The 15,180-nt window shown below is 59.1% G+C and carries 12 protein-coding genes and 1 pseudogene; 1 reads left to right on the forward strand and 12 read right to left on the reverse strand.

Annotated features, from left to right (window positions below; all coding sequences use genetic code 11):
- Nucleotides 1-8: 8 nt before the first annotated feature.
- The 9 genes from GCT19_RS36035 to GCT19_RS36075 form a co-directional block, all read right to left on the reverse strand.
- Nucleotides 9-743, reverse strand: coding sequence for a type VI secretion protein (locus tag GCT19_RS36035; RefSeq protein ID WP_152854566.1), 735 nt, complete (start codon nucleotides 741-743; stop codon nucleotides 9-11).
- A gap of 11 nt (nucleotides 744-754) precedes the next feature.
- A complete protein-coding gene (locus tag GCT19_RS36040; protein ID WP_152854575.1) occupies nucleotides 755-3,214 on the reverse strand; it encodes a VirB4 family type IV secretion system protein in 2,460 nt (819 codons plus the stop codon).
- Nucleotides 3,215-3,930: 716 nt separating this feature from the next.
- Nucleotides 3,931-4,398 carry a hypothetical protein gene (locus GCT19_RS36045; RefSeq protein ID WP_152854567.1) on the reverse strand — a complete coding sequence of 156 codons (468 nt, stop codon included), beginning with the start codon at nucleotides 4,396-4,398 and terminating at the stop codon, nucleotides 3,931-3,933.
- Nucleotides 4,395-6,437, reverse strand: coding sequence for an integrase (locus GCT19_RS36050; protein WP_227749419.1), 2,043 nt, complete (start codon nucleotides 6,435-6,437; stop codon nucleotides 4,395-4,397). Before GCT19_RS36050 ends, GCT19_RS36045 begins: the two co-directional genes overlap by 4 nt.
- Entirely contained in the window at nucleotides 6,430-7,986 is a 1,557-nt protein-coding gene (locus GCT19_RS36055) for a site-specific integrase (RefSeq protein WP_152854568.1), read from the reverse strand. The genes GCT19_RS36050 and GCT19_RS36055 overlap by 8 nt, the downstream gene beginning before the upstream one ends.
- 62 nt (nucleotides 7,987-8,048) lie before the next feature.
- The gene (locus tag GCT19_RS36060) at nucleotides 8,049-9,206 is read right to left on the reverse strand and encodes a tyrosine-type recombinase/integrase (protein WP_152854569.1); all 1,158 of its coding nucleotides are present in this window, start codon (nucleotides 9,204-9,206) and stop codon (nucleotides 8,049-8,051) included.
- A 127-nt stretch (nucleotides 9,207-9,333) separates the two neighbouring features.
- Nucleotides 9,334-9,645: a VirB3 family type IV secretion system protein gene (locus GCT19_RS36065; RefSeq protein WP_321576926.1), complete on the reverse strand. Its 312-nt coding sequence runs from the start codon at nucleotides 9,643-9,645 to the stop codon at nucleotides 9,334-9,336.
- The gene (locus tag GCT19_RS36070; RefSeq protein ID WP_227749420.1) at nucleotides 9,638-10,015 is read right to left on the reverse strand and encodes a TrbC/VirB2 family protein; all 378 of its coding nucleotides are present in this window, start codon (nucleotides 10,013-10,015) and stop codon (nucleotides 9,638-9,640) included. The genes GCT19_RS36065 and GCT19_RS36070 overlap by 8 nt, the downstream gene beginning before the upstream one ends.
- Before the next feature lie 20 nt (nucleotides 10,016-10,035).
- Nucleotides 10,036-11,085 carry a CpaF family protein gene (locus GCT19_RS36075; protein WP_152854570.1) on the reverse strand — a complete coding sequence of 350 codons (1,050 nt, stop codon included), beginning with the start codon at nucleotides 11,083-11,085 and terminating at the stop codon, nucleotides 10,036-10,038.
- A gap of 248 nt (nucleotides 11,086-11,333) precedes the next feature.
- On the opposite strand from GCT19_RS36075, the gene GCT19_RS36080 reads away from it, so the two are divergent.
- Nucleotides 11,334-11,798, forward strand: coding sequence for a hypothetical protein (locus GCT19_RS36080; protein WP_152854571.1), 465 nt, complete (start codon nucleotides 11,334-11,336; stop codon nucleotides 11,796-11,798).
- 444 nt (nucleotides 11,799-12,242) lie between these two features.
- On the opposite strand, the gene GCT19_RS36085 is transcribed toward GCT19_RS36080, so the two are convergent.
- The 3 genes and pseudogenes from GCT19_RS36085 to GCT19_RS36095 all read right to left on the reverse strand — a co-directional run.
- Nucleotides 12,243-13,514: a vWA domain-containing protein gene (locus GCT19_RS36085; protein ID WP_152854572.1), complete on the reverse strand. Its 1,272-nt coding sequence runs from the start codon at nucleotides 13,512-13,514 to the stop codon at nucleotides 12,243-12,245.
- Nucleotides 13,515-13,521: 7 nt separating this feature from the next.
- Entirely contained in the window at nucleotides 13,522-14,472 is a 951-nt protein-coding gene (locus tag GCT19_RS36090; protein WP_152854573.1) for a hypothetical protein, read from the reverse strand.
- A 108-nt stretch (nucleotides 14,473-14,580) separates the two neighbouring features.
- Nucleotides 14,581-15,180, reverse strand: a pseudogene (locus tag GCT19_RS36095) (ATP-binding protein); the annotation flags it as partial.

Below are 15,180 nucleotides of genomic sequence, written 5' to 3' on the forward strand. Positions count from 1 at the left end.
GCACTCCCCTAGTTGCCGTACGCCGCGCGCTCAGCCGCCTGCTGGTCAAGAAAAGCCTTGGCGTTATCCGATCGGGCTTTTGCTTCTGCGTTGTCCGCCGATTGCTGCTGCGCGTCTTTCTGCGTCTTGTTCGCCGTCATTTGCAGCATGTCGCTCAACTGGCTCGAGACGATGTCGAGATAATGAGTCGTCAACTCCGCGGTTGCCTGCGCCGTCGGCGTGAGCGACATCTGCGACTGCAAATCCTGACGCCGTTGCGCGAGCGCCTGGATGTGGCTAAGCACGTTGTTTCCGGTTTGCATCAGTTGCGTCGCCTGGCTGTCTCGCTGGGAGTAGAGCGTGCCCATGTCGGCAAACCATTGCTCATTCGACTTGCCCGATCGGGAGATCATGGTCTGGACGTGCGATAGCCACTGGTTGCCATTCTGCAGGTCACCGTAAAGACTGGTCGCGTTCTCGGCTAGTTGCTTGTACTTCGAAATGTCGCCGGTGATCTGATCGTATTGGGCCTTCATCGCTGTCGGGTCCAGATTGGTTGCCTGGAGAAGCTGATTGGCCATCATCTGATACTGGTAGACGATGTTTGTGTCCTCATAAACCTCTGTCTTCACGGCTTTAAGCGCCGTGGTCGTGTTCTGGATGAGGTTCGACGGGTCGATCACCGTCATCATTGCGTATGCTGGTTGGGAGAGGCAAAGTGTGATGCCCGTTGTCAGCGCCAGGCTCGCGAGAATCTTCTTCATGCTGGTTTTCCTCAATCGAGTGTCATCATTTCGGCTAGATACCCATCTCGCCAATTCAGATCGCCGGACCTGAAATGTCTGTCCAGCACAGCCTGAGCGCGGCCGTCCGAGCGCAATACCGCGAGCGTTTCTTTCGGGAAGCTCGCCTGTAGCATGCGGGTCTGATCTGGTGTCACCCACAGGTAGTCGCGATTGGGCGCGGCATCCACGATCATCTGGATCTGGTCCAGCGTGAGGCCGAACTTGTCGCGATACAGGTGCAGGTTGTTTTTCGCGTCTGGGTTAGGCAGGTAGATGATGTTCGGGATGTTTTCCTTGAGCACCTCGAAGTCCGCAATACGGGCGACCTGGGCGAGGGATTGCGTCGCCATCATCAACGTGGCGTTCAGCTTCCGGATGGTTACGGCCCAGATTTCCAGCCGCTTATAGAAGCGTTCGTTCTGGAAAAAGAACCCCGCTTCCTCGACCTCGATCACGGTGTAGCGCTTGCCGTCCAGCCATTGTGCGATGCGGTAGAAGGCGTAGTCCATGAAGAGCGCAGCAGCGACCGGAAAGTTGTTGAACAGATCGCCCATCTCGATGGAGAGGTCATCGGACAGCGTGAATGCGTCCTCGACGTGATCGAAAAACCGGCCGTTTTTTTCGCCTTTCGTCCACACGGCCAGCCGCTCGCGCAACTCGATCGATAACATCGTGTTCAGATAGGACAAGGTCCATCGCTCAGGACCGTAACCGTCGCCCAGCGTGCTGACCGCTTCGAAAATCTCCCGCTCTTGGTTCTTGTTGCAGCGGAAGGTGTCGTCCTCGATGGCCATCTGCACCCATTCGGCGACGTAGGGGTAATGCTGTTTGTCGCACAGAAGGGACAGCGGATTGACGGAGGTCGCCGCTTCGAAGCGGCCTGTTGCGTCGATAAAGCGCCCGCCTGCGAGGACCGTCGGGATGCGCGTTGATCTGTCCTTGTCGAAGCGCACGCGTCGGGCGCCGTGACGCCCCGTCTGCGACATGAGGAAGTTGAGCATGATCGACTTGCCCATGCCGATCGGGCCCAGCACAAGGAGGTGCGAGGCACCCCCCGGACAGTGCAGGTTCACACGCTGCAGCGTCTTATGCCGCGTGGGAAGCATGGTCAGCGGACCGGTCTTCTGGCCCGACTGCTGCGTCAGCCACGCATTGACAGTGCTGCCTTCAGCCACGCTGCGCACAGGGGCAATGTCGGAGACGGCCGGTGTCTCGACGAATTGCAGGCGCTTCTGCTTGTCCCACCGGCCCGGCAGCGTCGTGTTCCACGCGGCCGCCAGGTTATCTTTTTCCAGCACGACACCGAATCCGGCGTTGCCGATGCGGCCGACCACTTCGCGCGTGGCGTCGTCACACTCTTCGACAGTGTCGCCGTACACGATTACAGAAATGTTGGCGAAGCCGTACTGCTGCCCCTTTGCTGTAATCTTCGCTAGCGCGTCCTCGGCCTCCTCTGCGAGCATCATCCGACCTTTGTCGTTCTTCTGCTCTTCCTTGGAGAAATAGGCCTTGATGATCGCCATCGGATTGAACGCCGCGATCTTGTAGAAGCTGCGGATCTTGTCAATCCATTGCTTCGCCTTGGTGGCATCGAGAAAGCGGAACATCACGCAGATGTCGAGTTCCGCGTCGACTTCCGAAAGCACATCGAGTGCGGCCTCCTGAAAGCCCATCCATTCCTTGACAGCGACTATCTTGGCGAACCGCACGCCGTGCGCCGACTCGAACATCAGGTGCTCGGCGCCATAGGTAACCGTGCTTTCCGTGAGGTGGGTATCGAGCATCGTGACGGGGTAGCGCACACGTCGCGGCGGCACGGACGGATTGGCTGTCTGATGCAGATAGGCCAACGAGTGCTGCAGTTCGAGACGCTTTGCCTTCAGACGCGTCACACCCCCCTTGAACGCGTCGAGAATCGATTCGAAGCGCTTGATGTCCGATGTCATGCGCTCAAGGTCGAAAACGAAGGCGCTACGAGCGAGGAACGTGTCCTTCGCGGTCTCGATCAGAGCGGACAGCATCGACTTTCCGCCGACCGTCATGTGATAGGCGACCTTCTCGAATACCTTGTTGATGCCTGTTTCCGGGGTGTAGGCGAGCGAGAGTGAGTGGGTGTTGCGGAAGTACTTCCCGCTGCTCACATGGCTACGGTTGATCCGGTCGACGTATGCGTCGATGTCCGCTGCGAAATCTCCGTCGATAGTCCCTTGCACGCGACGGTGGGAGAGCCGCCACCATGCAGTAATGCGGTGATCGAAATTCTTGCACGCATTGTCGAGGTTGTTGCGCACCGACGATATGTCGTCGGCGTTAGGTGAATCGGCATCAACCCCTTCAAACGTGTAACAGGTCAGCAGCGACCCGTCCTTGTCGAGGACTAGTTCCGGCGTGACCATCGTCGCCCATGGCGCGATCTCCTGCACCGGCCGGCGCACAATTCGTTTCAGCATGGTTCTGGGCACTTTTGGAGCGTAAATAGGCATACAGCGTGTACGTAGCAAGGCTCTCTGTTTGTAGCTTGTGTCAAGAACGTAGATAAGCACATGGATTAAGGTTTATTTGTGTACACTTTTCCGTTGATCAAACATCTGCATAGCAGGAGTTTGAACAACTTACGCCGATGGTTTTGACATTCCTTGCCCGATATCTCTCACTGGCCCTTGGGGGGCGTGGGGGGAGCAGGCCGAGCAGTTATCCACACCCACCAACAACGGACAGCCCCGTTGAGGCGGCAAACGTTCGGAAGCGGGTCGTCGTTTGAAGTGCCCGAGGCCCGGTAGGTGAATGTATTGTCAGGGAACGTTTCCGCCACTGTTGCCCCGAAAGGTCACCAATAAATAGCGGCATTCGATTGTTTGATTACGTGCGGGCGTCGTGTGTTCATGGTGTCGAATACGCGCACGTCAAACCAAATCTTCACGCACGGTACGACAACGCCGCTGGCGTGCTAATCGTCCCTTGTAAACAGAATAGGATTGCTGTGAATTTTGCTGCCCGATGCGACCGGCAATAGTCGACCCGGAGTCTCCGGTCAGTCAGCGCTTCAGGATGTCCAAGAGGATCTACGCGTTGGTGCTGGAGGCGTCCGATGTTCCTGGAATATGTCGACGACCCTCGCGACAAGTCATCGGCAGGTCTCCCATGCAGCGATGCCTGCAACCTCTCATCAAGAACTCTTGCTGACCACTATCGGCTTCCGTACCATGCGCGGTTGCTTACTTCGGTCACGGTCCACGGCCGGCAGTGGGCTGTTCAAGAACTCGTTGGTCAGGTTTCGAGTGTGCGCGTTGTAAGCCCAGCGGGCAAACTGCTCCAGCAAGGCGTTGTTCTCTGCCGCAAGTCGCTGGTTTTCCGCTTCAAGCCTGGCCACCCGGTCCAAGGCGACCCGCAACTCCAGCGAGGATGTCTCTCGGGGCGTTGCCTCCTGCCCTAACAGAGCCTTCTTCCGCACCGTAAAGGCCAGCCGTATTCGCTCGTGACGGTGAAGCGCTTGCCGCGTGTATCTGAGGCCCTCGCGGCTCTCAACCGCTTCGATGAGCATGTCCCAGGTCAACCTGCCGATCCAGCCATCGAGCACCTCAACGATGGCAGCAACGACTGCGTCATCAAGGTTCTTCTCTCTAACTCGAGTCATGCCACCTCCTCGAATGTCGACGCGGAGTCTCCTTCTACGCGCGACGGAAGCAACGCACGAGCTTGCGCGGCTTGCTCAAGCCGGGACGGAATGTCTGCAGGAGTCAATTGAATTACGGCGCCCTGCGGGACAGCCGGGTCATCAAGTATGTCGAGCAGCGCCGTTATCCGGGCGAGTTGAGCCCCATGGTGCTGGGCCCATTCATATGCGCCAAGTTCACCGTCGGCATCCGCCTGCTCTGCCATCGCCAGCAGTCGCGTCGCCTCGGCGTGGGCCTCTCGCACGCGCCTCTCCTTTTCCGGCTCACCTTTTACGCAAACCTGTTCACCACAATTTAGGCAGTCGCGGTGCATCTGGCACGGCGACATTACGTAGTCGTGGATGCAGTACCCGAAGTCCGTCGTGTGCGCCGTCGGTACCTTCAGCCGCGCGAACTCATCCCGGCTGATGAGTGCTGCCCGGTGCCCTGTGGCCAGTGGACCGAACATCCGTGTGTCGTCACCGACTGCAGTCCGGATGCGCGCGACGATGGCTGTAGGTGTCTCATGATCGTAGTAGCGGTTCTGCCGCACATCCTTCCGGCCAGACCACTTAGCTATGTCAAGCTGGCTCAGGCCACCAGCTTGGGCGAGCGTGTTCAGATAGTGGCGGAACTGATGCGTGGTAACACGAATTGGACTGCCGTCCGGCTCGTAAAAACCACAACGGTCGAAGATAGACTGTATGCCACCGATCGACCCGTAGCCTAAGCGAGGGTGAATGTGTGAATCCGTCATCCGTTCGATAATGCAGCGGATGCGCGCCCGCGATGCGTGCAGGGCATTGCGCTGAATCACGAAGAGCGCGTCACTATATTTGAGGCCCGTCTTTGCATCAACGATCGGAAATCCGCGAGGCAGTCGTCGGAGCACGGCAACTTCCACATCAGCAAACCGGACGTAAGTCTTTTTCCCGCCGAACTGATACTTCCGGACATGGTTGGAATCGCACCACTGGCGTGGCACGCCCCGTCCCACCTGGTCTGCAAAGATGATTTCAGCAACGTCTTCCATGCTCAGCCATTCGTTCGCTCGATAGTGCTCAGCATCCTCAGTCAGGTAAAGCTGCGTCGGATTCTCCTCATACCAGCGCGCAACGTTGCGCGCCTCGTCGGTGAGCCGGCTGACTTTGCTAACCGCCTGTTCAACGACGCCCGCCATCGATGGAATAATCCACTTCACCGTTGGCGCGGCCCCCTTTGCAGGCCACCATCTCAGACCGTAGGCATCCTCATCAGAGCCTTCGCGTTTCTGCCGAACTTCGCAGTTGAGCGGAAGGGCTAGCAGTTCGCTGATACGGTCCGGCGCTGAGCAGAGAATCGCGGTAACAGACGAAACAAGGACGTCGGCCGGTGCAGTGACCATACGGAACACGTTAGGAAGCGCGTCAAGTGCCGCATTGCTCGGTATCCTGGACGCCCGGCGCTCGTCAGCCTCCTTGCCAATCCTGTTCAAACCAATGGGTCGCTTCAGTGGATTGCGCCATCGGGTCGGTATCGCTACCAAACGGTTGTCGCACAGGAAGTTTGAGATTTTTTCGAGTTGTCCGCCGATCGCGTATGCACTGGTCGCGGCAACTCTCTCACCCAGACGCTGGACGGCACGGTTCAAGACGTGGCTATTCACGTGCGTGGGGTCCGCCGTCCCAATCTCCAGCAAGGCCACCTCCAGTGCCCTGAGGGCCGCCATGCGCGTGCTAACATTGCGCGTCGGGCTCACACCATGCTGGTAGCGCATGTAGGACTTCGCGAACGACCTGAATGGTTCGCGCATCGGTACGCGCACCGGCTTTTTACCCGTGCCGACGTGACCGAATACCAATCGCAGCGCCTTTGACTTTCCTGCCCGCTTGATAGTATCCGACACGTCCCAAGAGTCGGCCTCGAAGTCGAGTGACTGGCCGAATACTGTGAGTCTCATCCTGCACAGGTCGATGAACGCCGCCAGATTGGCCTGCGCATCGCGGTCAGCCTGTGGCACAAACGTAACCAGGTCAGCCATAGGCGGCACTCCTTTCATCACGCGAATCCTCGCATCGTTGGATAACCTCTGCGACTGCCAGGATGGCCCCGTCGTTGATTGACGCAATCCGCGCATCACCCACCGCCATCAATCGCTCCCGCTCCGCAATCAGGTATGTCAGGACCTTTTCGTGCGGGCCATCCAGCCACGGCTCGAAACTATTGCACGTATAGCATGCGATAGGCTTCAGGAATCCGCAGAAGCCGTGCTTGCCACAACTGGAGATCGCGTCAATTGTTCCGGTAATGGCCGGCGCCCGTATCAGGCTTGTCGGATCATCGTGTCGGGTAGCTTCCGTCGCGACGCCGATGAGTTTGCCGGCAAACGCCTGCGCAAGCGGTGCGAGCTGCATCGCGACCGCCCGGTCGATGCGCTCCACAATGGCTGGCGTTGACCGCACGTACACGCCAACGCTTTGCGTGTCGGAATGGTCGAGCAACTCAGCTATCACCAGCTCTCCATGACCTTCTTCGGCCGCGCGGGTGCCCACTGTTTGTCGAAAGCGCTTTGGCCCGATATGAATGCGGTCACCGGTGCGCTCCGAGATGACCTCGAGAGCCCTCATCACCTTAATAATCTTGTTCCGGATTTGAGCAGACGTCTGGTGATACTCGAACCCAACAATCGCTCCGTCCATCTTCTGCCCAGGAAACAGAGGGGCATCTGAAGGCTCATCGAGCAATCCGACGAAACGCGTCCGGACCGCGTGAGCATATTTGGCTACTAGCGCCCCAATCTCAGGAGTCAGCACGCGGTCCTTGAATTCGCCTCGCGCATTACTGTCACGCGTCTTTGCTCTTGGCATCCGCAGTGAGTAGGTACTTGAACCGTCTCTTTCGTGAACGACGCCAATATCGCAGACCTTCAACGCCGCATACTGGGTTGCTCGCTGACCCAGCATCATCAGCAGCCAGCAGAGTACATACTCTTCCGTATCGACATTGCGTCGCGCAAAGGCAGCGTTGAGCGCCGTTTGCAGCGCCTCAAGCTCCAACGCAGAGAATGGTCCGTTTAAAGGGTCCATGGTCGCAATCGCTGCGCCCTTCTCGTTGGTCTTCAGTCGTAGTTGTTGGAGAAGAGCAACCGCACTCGTCGAGATGCCAGTCAAGCCAAGCCTGCTCCATTGCTGGAGAAACCCCGATAACCCACTCAGATACCATTGCCTGTGCTCGCCGATGGCGCTCTTGTAGTTAAGGAGGTCGATGTCCGATATTTCGGATACCGGCTCGCTGGTAGCATCCCGCTTGAATCGAAACAGGGTTTTGCTGCGGTAGAACAGGTTGCCAAGGTGCCGCGCTGAATGATTTTGCGCGTACCAGAACAGCGCAGCTTTGAACGCATTCTTAAATTCCGGCTCAAGTTCAGGCAGCTCGTAGAAGTTAAGCTTCAGTTCGTGCGTACCTTCTCTCAGGTGCCAGAGGTCGTGGCGCGGCTGGAATAGCGAGCCGCCGCGCGCCTTCGCAGTTCCCGGGAGCGTGCCTATGTAAGGCAGCCTTGCTGTCGAATTCACATCGCTATTCGCTGTCATCGCGTGGTTTCACCATCGTGTTCTGAAGTTGCAGCGAGGCCTCGCGCGCCTTCCGTTCGATTTCACGCCGGGTGTAGGTTTCGGCTGTGCCCGACGTCTCCGACCAGCCCATCCATGCCCAGTTCGTCAACAAGCCTCGAGAAGTTATAGTTGTTCGTGTGACGGAACAGGTGCGGGAAGACCCCCATCAATTCAGGACGCTTTGCGCTCAGCACGCTGAATATCTTGTTCAGCCCTCTCAACGAGAGTGGCGCTCCGCCGTTCGCCACGAACAGAAACGCATGTTTTCGTGCTGCGGGGAAGCGGCGCCGCTCCTCCAGGATGTAGTGCCGTGTCCGGCGCGCCAAATCGTCGCTAATCGGCAGAAGGCGGTCAGCCGTCTTGGTATTGGGCTGATGGAGGCGTGGGTCACTCGGGTCATCTGCCCTTCGGGCGATAAACACTTCGTTCGACCGGAAATTTACATCACTGACCTTTACGCCAAGCAGTTCACCGCGTCGAACGCCAAGGCCCATAAACCACCGTACTATTAGCTCGTTACGCACTCTGGCGTGCCGGCCTTCCCATGGATTCTCCGGCGAACTGATGTCGACAAGTTGCCAGAGCCGCTCCTGGGCGGTCCCATCGAGCGCCCTACGCCCATACGTCTTGTTGCGGCCTTTACCTGTCGGAATTCGAGCAGTCAGGCCGGAGACCACAATGTCCTTGGCATTGAGAAGTGCCGTACGTGACGGATGGCGAGCGCTCAGACTCAACAAACGCCGGTCGGCTAACCAGCAAATGAACTGCCGGATGTACCGTATCCGCATCCCAGCGGAATCGCCGGCGACCGCCTGGAGGCCTCGGCTCACCCTGGCCCGGTAGCTTTCGATGGCCGCTCGCCCGAACGCAGTCGGACACGCGTCGACCTGCGCCTCAATGTCCGACATTGGATGACGGCACAACTGCACGAGCGCATCGAGTTCGCCCAGTTCGAGCAGTTGCCCTTCCAGCATACGCTCGGCGAGGTCGATTCGATGTTTGTCGCAGAAAAGCAGGAACACCTTCAGCGCACGCAGCACCTGCTCGATGGTGGCGCTCGCCCGATTGCGCGCCCGGAATTCACTGATGACGAAGACCGTCGGGTCAAACAACGGCACGCCAGTGCGGGCGTCTAACAGCAGCGGGAAACGTTCGCCTGACTCAAAAACGGTGTTCCTGACGGTGTAGCGTTCGGCCATTTATTTACATTTTCGAAAGTGCCTCGTCCGCAACACGATAGCAGCGCACAAAAAAAATGTAACTAATAAAAAGGCCCGTAGCGAAAAGGGGTACGGGCCACTTAGTTACACTCACTAAAAGTGCCTATTAGCATGGCAGGTCCTGGTCAAAACCATACGGCCGCTTGAACCGGGCCGAAAATTTCCCGGACGGAAGCGGCTCGTGGATGTCGGGATAGTGGTTGTAGACGAGCATGACGTCGCGCCACCACGGGTCGCGGCTGCTCTTCCAGCGCAGTACCCAATGGATGATGAATCCCACCGGAAGGAACGCGAAGGTCATGCTCGTATAGCAAAGCAGCAGCGTTAGTGTGCCGTTCGCGATCGCGAGGCCACGGTCGGCACCGCCCATCTGCCGGGGAAGCGACAGGCCGCGACTGACTTTCGTTGGCTCACGCACAGGTGTAGCTAACGCCCATGTGGTTCTTGACGATGTTCACCGCGCAGGCGGCGAGACCTAGCCCGACGAACACCGAAGAGATGATCTTGCCGATGGTGCTTTCCGAGTTCGCGATCGCGACGGCGCCGACGATGATCAGGACGACGCCGATCCCATACAGCCACGGGCCGCTGATATATGCCTGGATCAGACAGATCAGATCGGTTGCCGCGCCCAGATCGCTCAAGCTCACGGCCGAAGCGAATGGCGCGAAGAAAGCGAGGCTCGCCGCGACGATGGTCGAGCGGATCTCGCGTCGGCTCAGAAAGCGTTGGTATGCGGTGATCGATAGTGTTCGCAGGCGCGATGACACGGAATTGAGGGACTTCATATTGAACATACTCCTTATTGTTAGAAGACGCGGTTGAGGACATAGTCCCCGTCCTTGAACCCCTTGATCTCGACGATCTCGGAAACGTGGCGCAACTCGCCGGTGCGGCGCAGATGGATGACGAAATGAAAGCAATCGGCAATGGCCTTGCGCATGTCGACAAGGTCCCAACGACTGCCAGGAGGAATGCCCAACATCGCGAGGCTTTCCAGACGGCTCAAACCGCCCCGCGCATCATTGGAGTGAATTGAACCCAAGCCGCCATCGTGGCCGGTGCTCAGTGCCTGGATGAAGTCAAATGCTTCACCGCCGCGTACTTCGCCAACGATGATCCGGTCGGGACGAAAGCGCAGACACAGCGCGACGAGCGACTGTGTCGTGACGCCCTTGTCCGGGTTCGACAGGAACCGCACGAGATTTGGCACGCGCAGCTTCAGCTCCATCGTGTCCTCGATGGTGATGACCCGCTGGTCTTGCGGCACCTGTGCAGCCAGTGCGTTGAGGAATGTGGTTTTCCCGGTGGACGTTCCGCCCGCCACAAGCACGTTCTTGCGGCGAATGATCAGTTCGCGCACGGCTGCCATCAGGCCTTCATTCTCGATACCGGGATAAAAGAGCTCATCGTCGTTGTGCTCATGCCGCGCATTCACGCGCGAAAACGCACCCATTGCGACGTAGTCGGTGAGACTGAGATGCCTGTCGCTGTGCTTTCGGATCGACATCGCATGTCCGTCGATCGCCGTGGGCCGCATGACTGCCGCGATACGCAGACCTTTGTGGCCAGCGTTAATGATGCCCTGTGCAGTGCCGGCCTTCGCGGACTTTTCGACGGATGCGGCGAGCGAAAGGATCGCACCATTTAAAGTCGCCTGATTCAGCGTGAGCTCAAGGCGATGCATTTCCCCGCGTCGCTCGATCCACACATTATCGAAGTTATTCACCATGATTTCAGCGACGTCGCGTGCTTCGAAGTATTCCCGCAGCGGTTCGACGGATGCAAAGAACATCTGCACCGCACTCTCTTCGAGCGGGCGCACCTTGAGCAGGGGATTTTCGGCAGCTTCGGACATGCTGCTATTTTTCAGGGCTGGCCAACCCGGAGCAGAGCGAAAGAACGATCAAATCGATGAGCTTTTACCGATATGTCGGGCCCAGGACAGATTGAATATGGAGTGCGACGCAACGATCGCGCAATCCGTAGACTGAGCCGGCTCAGACGCCTAACCTGAAATGGCGCAGTAAAACCTCTAGCTTTTCGGGTAAGCCGCGCTTCGAAGTGTGTTGTACGATTCGCCCCTCGACACTCGTTGAAAAGACCATGGCCCGAACGATCCCGTTTGCACGAACCGCAGCAGCTGCACGTGCACGTCGAAACAGGACCCTCCTCTTGCCGATGCCCCGCGCCGAGGTCGACCGTCTTTGTCTGCAGGTTCACATCGCGCTCGACGTCATGCGGCGCGAACGCGGCAACGCAGGCGCGGCGCAGACGCTTTGCCAAGCCATGATACTCACAGGATTCCTGGCAGAGGCAGGTTACGGCGAAGCGACCTTCGAGCAGATGCAGCACGCCGAGGAGGTGATCTCTTCGGCCTTCGATCGCGGTCGCGAATCTGGCGTGTGGTCACTGGACGAGACTGGCTTCCGGCAATTCGCGGCGATCGTCTCGACCTACGACAAACAATTGCGTCGCGCGCCGCTCTCGGCTGTCGCTGACGCAAGTGACCGACTCGAGCGGTTCCGTGCCGGTGAGGCATTCGATCAGAGGGCGCGCAAGCGCGCGTAGGGGGCTCCAGAGACTACGTTGTGGCCGGTAGTTGTTCGCCGCAGCCACCAGCATTTTGATGCGAAAGGCAAAGAAATCCTCGGATCAATGCATAGTTCTGGCATCCAGTTCGCTTCCTGATTATCAAGAATTTCCCTCGCGCATTAAATCGATTATTGAGAGAATCTAGCGGATCGGTCCACGAATGGCTGTGGTTTATTTCTTATTTAGAAAAAGGTGTCTGAGCCGGCTCAGACGGCTTTCGACCGGTTTTGGCCAGCCTTCGGACGGGCAGCATGGCCCCAGAACACTGAAATCATTGGATATTTCTGGCTCCAGTCCCTCCCGCGGGCCCTAAACGGTTGTGTGCAACGCGTGCAATCGGGCTTTGGCCTTCCCGGACGAAAAAATAGCCCGGCGAAATTCGCCGGGCTTGGGTTCAGAACACGTGGCAGACATCGCCCGTCAGCAGATCACTTCCATCATCTCGCCAAATGGGGCCTTCTTCGCGCGCCTGAGCGGCACGGTTGATGCCCACAGGACGGGATAGGACGGCTCATCGGTCGGAAAGGCTCCATCCATGTCGGTGAGATAGACCAGAAACGTGGGTTGAATGCCTTCGTCGGCCAGCCGTTTGAACGGATCGACAAACGAAGTGCCTCCCCCGCCACGCACCGGTAGCAGGTCGACCGCGTCGCCGCGCTCGAAGATCTGCACCTGCTTTACACGCGTATCGCAATCCAGCACGATCAGCCGCCGCGGCCGCACAGTCTCATTCACAACGAGGATTTCCGCGTCGAACTGTGCCTGCGTCTCGTCAAACACCGAACCGCTGGAATCGCGCACGAACACCGCATCGCCAACCGCCGGTTCGTTGAGCGACGGCAGATACAGCCCCATGTGCAGATACCGGCGATTGGGCATCGCGAAAGTGTAGTCAGTCGGCGACGATTCCTGCGCAAAGCGTTGCAGGATCGCGCGCCAGTCAACCACAGGTTCCACCGCCACCTGGACCATACCTTCCAGAGAGCCGCCCAGCCCGCCCCGCATCTTCGCCGCTTTCGCGGCCTGCAGGACGGCGACCTTCCAGTCAGCTTCCTTCTGCGCCTTGTCGTCCCCTCTGTATTGACGGACCTCGCCACAGGAGGGAGCAGCCTCGGGAGAAGTGCCGGACTCGGGTGTTGCGGACGGTGTGGTCGCGCCGTTCGCGGATTGCGGCGGGCTGTTGCCCCCGGGTGTGCCGCCTGGCTGTTGGGCCGACTGTGGAGTCGACTGCTGGCCAGGCTGCGCATCCGGTTTGCCACCATCCTTCTTACCGTTGCCCTGCTGCTTTTCCTTCTGCCGCTTCTCCTGCGCGAGGATGCCGTAAATCTCCTCGGCCGACTTGCCGCGAAAGCGGGCGTCGAACAGCACGCCCTTCGGCAACTGCATGCCTGCGTCGTACACGATCGGATTGATCGCATAGTCACAAGCGTCGTTCCAGAGTTTCGGATCGCGATCGCCCTGGCGCCAGCAGTGGCCGTTGGCCACGTGCAGGACTTCATGCGCCAGCACGCCGCGTGTCTCCAGATCGTTAAGGCCGCCGAGGTACGCCGGGTTGTAGCCCAGCGATTCCCCGTCGGTCCAGAACGTCTTGCACGACGGATCTTCGACCACCTTCAGACGCAAAGCGAGTGCGCCGAAAAACGGCTGGTCGAGGACCAGCGCCGTGCGTTGCTTCGAGATGCGCGGGTCCATGGCCACCTCAGGCGACGAGTCGCAGAAGCGGCGTCGGCTCCGGCTGGACAACCTGCTCCAGCGGCGCGAACGTCGAAAGCTGATTCGCCACCGGCTCCGGTGCCCCACCCATGAACGCTGCCATCAGCCCCTCGATTTCCGAGGCCTTGGCCGCGACCTGCGAACGCAGCACGCTCGACTCCTTCAGATCCGCGCCCGTGTGAACCGCGAGATGCGTCTTCGCCTGTTCGAGGATGTGGCTGAGCTTCGGATCGTTCGTGAAGTTCAGCTTCGGCAGCAGCTCGCACAGTTCGCGCACCTGGTTGGTGACGCCCAGGCGAACATCGGTGGCACCGTACAGCTTGTCGGCCAGCTTCGAGACGGCCTCGTACAGACGCCCGACCAGATCGTTGTTCGCCGTCGAGATCGAGGCAAGTACGTGCTGGTCGATTTCCGAACGAAGATCCGTCAGCACGTCGGCCGGCAGATCGACGCCAAACTGGCTCGCGTCGGGAAACGGCAGCACCGCGAGCTTGACGCCGAACTTCTCCGACATGCGGGCAAGCGTGGGGTAGTCCGACTCGTTGAACAGCCCGTTGAGTTCCGCCCGTGCCTGTTCCTTCAGATTCAGGTAGTCGGTCAGGAAGACGGAAACGGCGAGATCGAACTCATCCCTCATCCTGCGCATCTGGTCGGCGAAGTCCATGTAGATCGCCGTCGGCAGCAGACGCACGCCCAGCTGTTCGTACTTCAGTGAGTGGTCGTAGTGATAGCGGCGAATGCGATTGCCGATCGAAACCACCTCCTTGTAGCTCGGCGCATGCTCGGGCAGCAGGCGCTTGTTGAAGCGGCCGATGTCCTTGGCCTGGTGGTTTTTTTCGACTTCTTCGGTCGCTTTCACGTCGAAGCAGCGCGCCTGCCAGGCGGACACCGTGACGGCCGACAGCATGACGCGGGATTTCAGTTCAGTGATGTTCATGGAAAACTCCAGAATAGAAAGGGATTGGATTGAGCAGAAAGAAAAAAGCCACGGCGCGCGAGGCGGGCCGTGGCAGAACGAACAACGGATGAAGCAACAGGCAGCGGCTTACTCGCCGCGGATGATTTTTCCGATCTCGCCACCCTGCGCGCGGATGAACGCATGGGTGCTCGCCAGTTCGGGCTTGCGACGCACGGCGTCACGCGCGAGGAGCGCACCGAATTCACGGTGGCCTACGTCGATCAGCCGCTGGTTGTAGGTCAGCACCCGCTCGAAGTTGCCTTCGGTCGAGTGCGCCGCCAGCGCCGAACTGACCGCGTACAGCGCGGCCGGGGTCTCAGGGATCGGCGCCGTGTCCGGCGACAGGATGATGGCGTCCGGCGACGGCAGCTCGCGGTAGATGGCAAGAAAGCTCATCAGTTCGCTCGCTGCAGCCTCGCCCACCGAACCCGCGTAGGAGACGAGCTCGAGCGACTTCGGCACGACCGGCATCGTCTTCGCGACGAATCCCCATGTTCGGGGGCTCGGTGCGTTTTCGATATCGCGCGCGGTCTTCTTCACGGACAGCAGATCCGGCCGGAATCGCAGAAACGCGATCAGTTCGGCGGGAACACCGGTGCGAGCCGCCCAGTCCGTCCAGTCTGCGATCGAAGGCTCAAGCTCCACCACCGTCGCGAAACGCGAGATGACGGGATCGAGAATGCCCGA

The sequence above is a fragment of the Paraburkholderia atlantica genome (assembly GCF_009362785.1).
Lineage (GTDB): Bacteria > Pseudomonadota > Gammaproteobacteria > Burkholderiales > Burkholderiaceae > Paraburkholderia > Paraburkholderia atlantica.

Excerpts from the sequence above, each read along its gene's own strand:
- GCT19_RS36040 (WP_152854575.1), bottom strand. The coding sequence starts at position 3,214 with ATGCTGAAACGAATTGTGCGCCGGCCGGTGCAGGAGATCGCGCCATGG.
- GCT19_RS36050 (WP_227749419.1), bottom strand. The coding sequence starts at position 6,437 with ATGGCTGACCTGGTTACGTTTGTGCCACAGGCTGACCGCGATGCGCAG.
- GCT19_RS36060 (WP_152854569.1), bottom strand. The coding sequence starts at position 9,206 with ATGGCCGAACGCTACACCGTCAGGAACACCGTTTTTGAGTCAGGCGAA.
- GCT19_RS36035 (WP_152854566.1), bottom strand. The coding sequence starts at position 743 with ATGAAGAAGATTCTCGCGAGCCTGGCGCTGACAACGGGCATCACACTT.
- GCT19_RS36055 (WP_152854568.1), bottom strand. The coding sequence starts at position 7,986 with ATGACAGCGAATAGCGATGTGAATTCGACAGCAAGGCTGCCTTACATA.
- GCT19_RS36070 (WP_227749420.1), bottom strand. The coding sequence starts at position 10,015 with ATGAAGTCCCTCAATTCCGTGTCATCGCGCCTGCGAACACTATCGATC.
- GCT19_RS36090 (WP_152854573.1), bottom strand. The coding sequence starts at position 14,472 with ATGAACATCACTGAACTGAAATCCCGCGTCATGCTGTCGGCCGTCACG.
- GCT19_RS36085 (WP_152854572.1), bottom strand. The coding sequence starts at position 13,514 with ATGGACCCGCGCATCTCGAAGCAACGCACGGCGCTGGTCCTCGACCAG.
- GCT19_RS36080 (WP_152854571.1), top strand. The coding sequence starts at position 11,334 with ATGGCCCGAACGATCCCGTTTGCACGAACCGCAGCAGCTGCACGTGCA.
- GCT19_RS36075 (WP_152854570.1), bottom strand. The coding sequence starts at position 11,085 with ATGTCCGAAGCTGCCGAAAATCCCCTGCTCAAGGTGCGCCCGCTCGAA.
- GCT19_RS36045 (WP_152854567.1), bottom strand. The coding sequence starts at position 4,398 with ATGACTCGAGTTAGAGAGAAGAACCTTGATGACGCAGTCGTTGCTGCC.